This window comes from Deinococcus pimensis DSM 21231 (assembly GCF_000519345.1).
GTDB classification, from domain to species: Bacteria; Deinococcota; Deinococci; order Deinococcales; family Deinococcaceae; genus Deinococcus_A; species Deinococcus_A pimensis.
In genome coordinates this window covers 128989-132532 of the sequence record NZ_KI912637.1, presented here as the reverse complement: position 1 = coordinate 132532, position 3544 = coordinate 128989, and the positions used below count along the sequence as shown (strand labels likewise).

Sequence of the window (3544 nt, the reverse complement as noted above, 5' to 3'; positions counted from 1 at the left end):
ATCCCGCCCGGGCCGCGGCGTACCGGACCCGCGCGAAGCAGGAGGCGGCGCGGCTCAGCGCCCTGCACGCCGAGCTCAGGAAGACGCTTGCGCCCGTGCGCGGCACGCCCGTCGTGACCTTCCACGGCGCGTGGGCCTACTGGTCGCGCGCGTACGGCCCGAAGATCGCGGCGGTCGTGGAGCCCTTCCCCGGCAAGGAGCCCAGCGCCCGTTACGTCCGCGAGGTCGTGGACCTGCTGCGCTCGAAGGGCGCGCGGGCGGTGTTCGCGGAGCCGCAACTGCCCGTCGCGCCCGCGCGGGTCATCGCGGAGAGCGCGGGCGTGAAGCTCCTCGTCGTGGCGCCCGAGGGCGACGCGCGGCACAGGGACTACTTCGACATGATGCGCGCCAACGCGCAGGTGTTCCTGAAGGCGCTGGGGCGTCCGTAGGCAGCCGTCAGTGGTCCATGCAGGAAGGGCGCCCAAGCGGGCGCCCTCTGTTCATGGATGGCCGACGGCCGAAACCCGACCGCTCAGTAGAACTTCGCGATGCGGTCGAGATTGTGGCGGTGGTGCTCGAAGCCCTCCTCGGCGCGCTTGCCGACCGGCACGATCGCGGCGATCTCGGCGTGGGCGGGCAGGCCGAGGATCTCGCGAACCTTGGCGGGCTCGAAGCCGAGCATGGGGACGGTGTCGTAGCCGAGGCCGCGCGCGGCGAGCAGCAGGTAGCCGAGGGCGATGTTGGCCTGCGCGTTGGCCCACGCGGCGCGCTCCTGCACGCTCTGGGACTCGAAGCCCTTGGCGAAGTTCGCGGCGCGCTGGTTGATCTGCTCCTCGCCCATGCCGGGGTGGAAGATCTCGCGGACGTTGGCGAGGACGTCCTCCATGTCGCTGTAGAGCACGATCACGGCGGGCGCGTTGGTGACCTGCTGCTGGTTGTAGGAGGCCTCCTGCAGGCGGGCCTGGAGGTCCTTGTTCTGCACGACGGCGAAGCGCCAGGTCTGGACGTTGTTGGCGCTGGGCGCGAGGCTGGTGAGGCGCAGGATCTCGCGCAGGTCGGCCTGGTCCATGGGCTCCTGGACGAAGCGTCGGATGGAACGGCGCGTCTCCATGGCGGTCTTGACGTCGAGGGTGGTGGTGGTTTCGGGGAGCGTCTGGGTCATGGGCATACTCTACCCATAGTGCTTTACAAAGTCAAGTGCTATATCGAGCACATTAATTTCTCAGCCGTAGTAGGTTATACTGTGTTCATGACGACCGAGACACACGGCTCGCTGTGTCCCGTCCATCGGGCCATCGGCATCCTGCAGGAGAAGTGGGTCCTCCACATCATCCGCTCGCTGCTGGCGGCCGACAAGGGATTCAACGAGCTCTCCCGCTCGGTCGGCGGGTGCAACCCCGCGACGCTCGCCCAGCGTCTCGATCACCTCGAACGGCTCGGCCTCATCTCCAAGACCGTCACGTCCGTGATGCCGCCCCGCAGCCACTACGCGCTCACCGCGTCCGGCCGCGAACTCCAGGGCGTCATCGACGAGATCGACCGCTGGGCCCGCGCGAACCTCCCCGCGGAGGACGCCGCCGACCTCACCCACCTCGACCCCGCCCGGGTCTGAGACCGCCACCCCGGGGCCGCGCGGACGCGCGGCCCCGCATCGCGCGCCCTGCAAAGGGCGTCACACTTGCAGGGCCGACATCGTCTATACTCAACACTTGGCCGTAAGGCACGGAGGGCTGTCCCGACCGGGAAGTCCGCCACCCCGTCCCCGCATCGAAGAAGTACAGGCCGTCCGAGCAGTCAGCGACAGGCAGCACGCGCACTCGATCAGCGGACGGGGAGGACAGGCGAACGAAGGCTCTCCCGGAAAGGACCACCATGCAATTCAGCGAACTCATCGCGCCCGCGCTCGCGCAGGCGCTCGCCGCACGCGGCATCACCGAGCCCTCCCCCATCCAGGAGCAGACGCTCCCCCTGACCCTCGAAGGCCGTGACGTCATCGGCCGCGCCCGCACCGGCACCGGCAAGACCCTCGCGTTCTCCCTGCCCGTCGCGACGCGCCTCGAGGCGGACCGCACCTACGGCCGCGCGCCCCGCGCGATCGTCCTCGCGCCTACCCGCGAGCTCGCCAAGCAGGTCGCCGCCGAGTTCGAGCAGAGCGCCTCGCACCTCGCCACGCTCACCGTCTACGGCGGCGCCGCCTACGGCCCGCAGGAGAAGGCGCTGCAGCGCGGCGTCGACGTCGTCGTCGGCACGCCCGGACGCGTCATCGACCACATCGAGCGCCGCAACCTCGACCTGACGCACGTCCAGATCGTCATCCTCGACGAGGCCGACGAGATGCTCAGCGTCGGCTTCGCGGACGCCATCGAGACGATCCTCTCCACCGTCCCCGAGGAGCGCCAGACGATGCTGTTCAGCGCTACCCTCACCGACGGCGTGCAGCGCATCGCCCGCAAGTACCAGCGCGACCCCGAGATCGTCGACCTCGTCGGCGAGGGCCGCGGCGCCTCGCAGGCCGCGCAGACCGTCGAGCACCTCGCGATCAAGGTGGGCCGCGTCCGCACCCGCGTCCTCGCGGACCTGCTCACCGTCTACAACCCCGAGCGCGCCATCGTCTTCACCCGCACCAAGCGTGAGGCCGACGAGCTCGCCATCGAGCTGATCCACCGCGGCATCGAGGCCGAGGCGCTCCACGGCGACCTCGCCCAGAGCCAGCGCGAGCGCGCCCTCGGCGCCTTCCGCGCCGGACGCGTCCGCGTGCTCGTCGCGACCGACGTCGCCGCGCGCGGCCTCGACATCCCCGAGGTGGACCTCGTCGTGCAGTACCACATGCCCAACGACACCGAGGCCTACGTGCACCGCTCCGGCCGCACGGGCCGCGCGGGCCGCACCGGCACCGCCATCGTCCTGTACGGCGAGCGCGAGAACCGCGAGCTGCGCAACCTCGAACGCGAGACCGGCGTGCGCTTCACCCCGCGCGGCGTCCCCACGCCCAAGGAAGTGCGCGAGGCCAGCGCCCTCACCGCCGCGAACAGCGTGCGCAAGGTCGACGCGGAACTCGCCTCGGGCTTCCGCGAGGAAGCCGAACGCCTCTTCGCCGAGCTCGGCGTGGACGCCCTCACCCGCGCCCTCGCCAAGATCGCGGGCGTCACCGAGCCCGTCAAGAGCGCCAGCCTCCTCAGCGGTGAGGAGAACATGACCACCATCGTCCTGCACGCCGAGCGCATGAGCGTCGCGCGGGCCGTGGCGCTCCTCGCGCGCAACCTCGACGTGGACTCCCGCAGCCTCGGCAAGATTCGCCTCTTCGCGGGCGGCGCCGTCGCGGACATTCCCGCCGCGAGCGTGGCGGGCCTGCTCGCCAAGAGCCCCCTCGACGAGGAGGTCCAGGTGACCGTCGCCGACGAGCTCCCCGAGCTCTTCGAGGTCCCCGAGCGTGAAGGTCGCGGACGCGGCTACCAGGGTCAGAGCCGGGGCGGCTACGGCGATCGTGGCGGCCAGGGCCGCGGCGGGTACGGCCAGGGCCAGAGCCGTGGCGGCTACGGCGGTCAGGGCGGCCAGGGCCGCGGCG

General features: G+C 71.0%; 4 protein-coding genes. 3 read left to right on the top strand and 1 reads right to left on the bottom strand.

Going from position 1 to position 3544, the window contains the following annotated elements; all coding sequences use genetic code 11:
- On the top strand, positions 1-428 hold a 428-nt coding region (locus DEIPI_RS29860; protein ID WP_045233979.1), incomplete at its 5' end, for a metal ABC transporter substrate-binding protein.
- An 83-nt stretch (positions 429-511) separates the two neighbouring features.
- Here DEIPI_RS29860 and DEIPI_RS0109410 read toward each other — a convergent pair.
- Positions 512-1141, bottom strand: coding sequence for a nitroreductase family protein (locus DEIPI_RS0109410; protein WP_027481621.1), 630 nt, complete (start codon positions 1139-1141; stop codon positions 512-514).
- Between the two features lie 87 nt (positions 1142-1228).
- On the opposite strand from DEIPI_RS0109410, the gene DEIPI_RS0109405 reads away from it, so the two are divergent.
- The gene (locus DEIPI_RS0109405) at positions 1229-1591 is read left to right on the top strand and encodes a winged helix-turn-helix transcriptional regulator (RefSeq protein WP_027481620.1); all 363 of its coding nucleotides are present in this window, start codon (positions 1229-1231) and stop codon (positions 1589-1591) included.
- 260 nt (positions 1592-1851) lie between these two features.
- Positions 1852-3544: DEAD/DEAH box helicase (locus DEIPI_RS29855; RefSeq protein ID WP_084474116.1), on the top strand; the 1693-nt coding region annotated here is incomplete at its 3' end.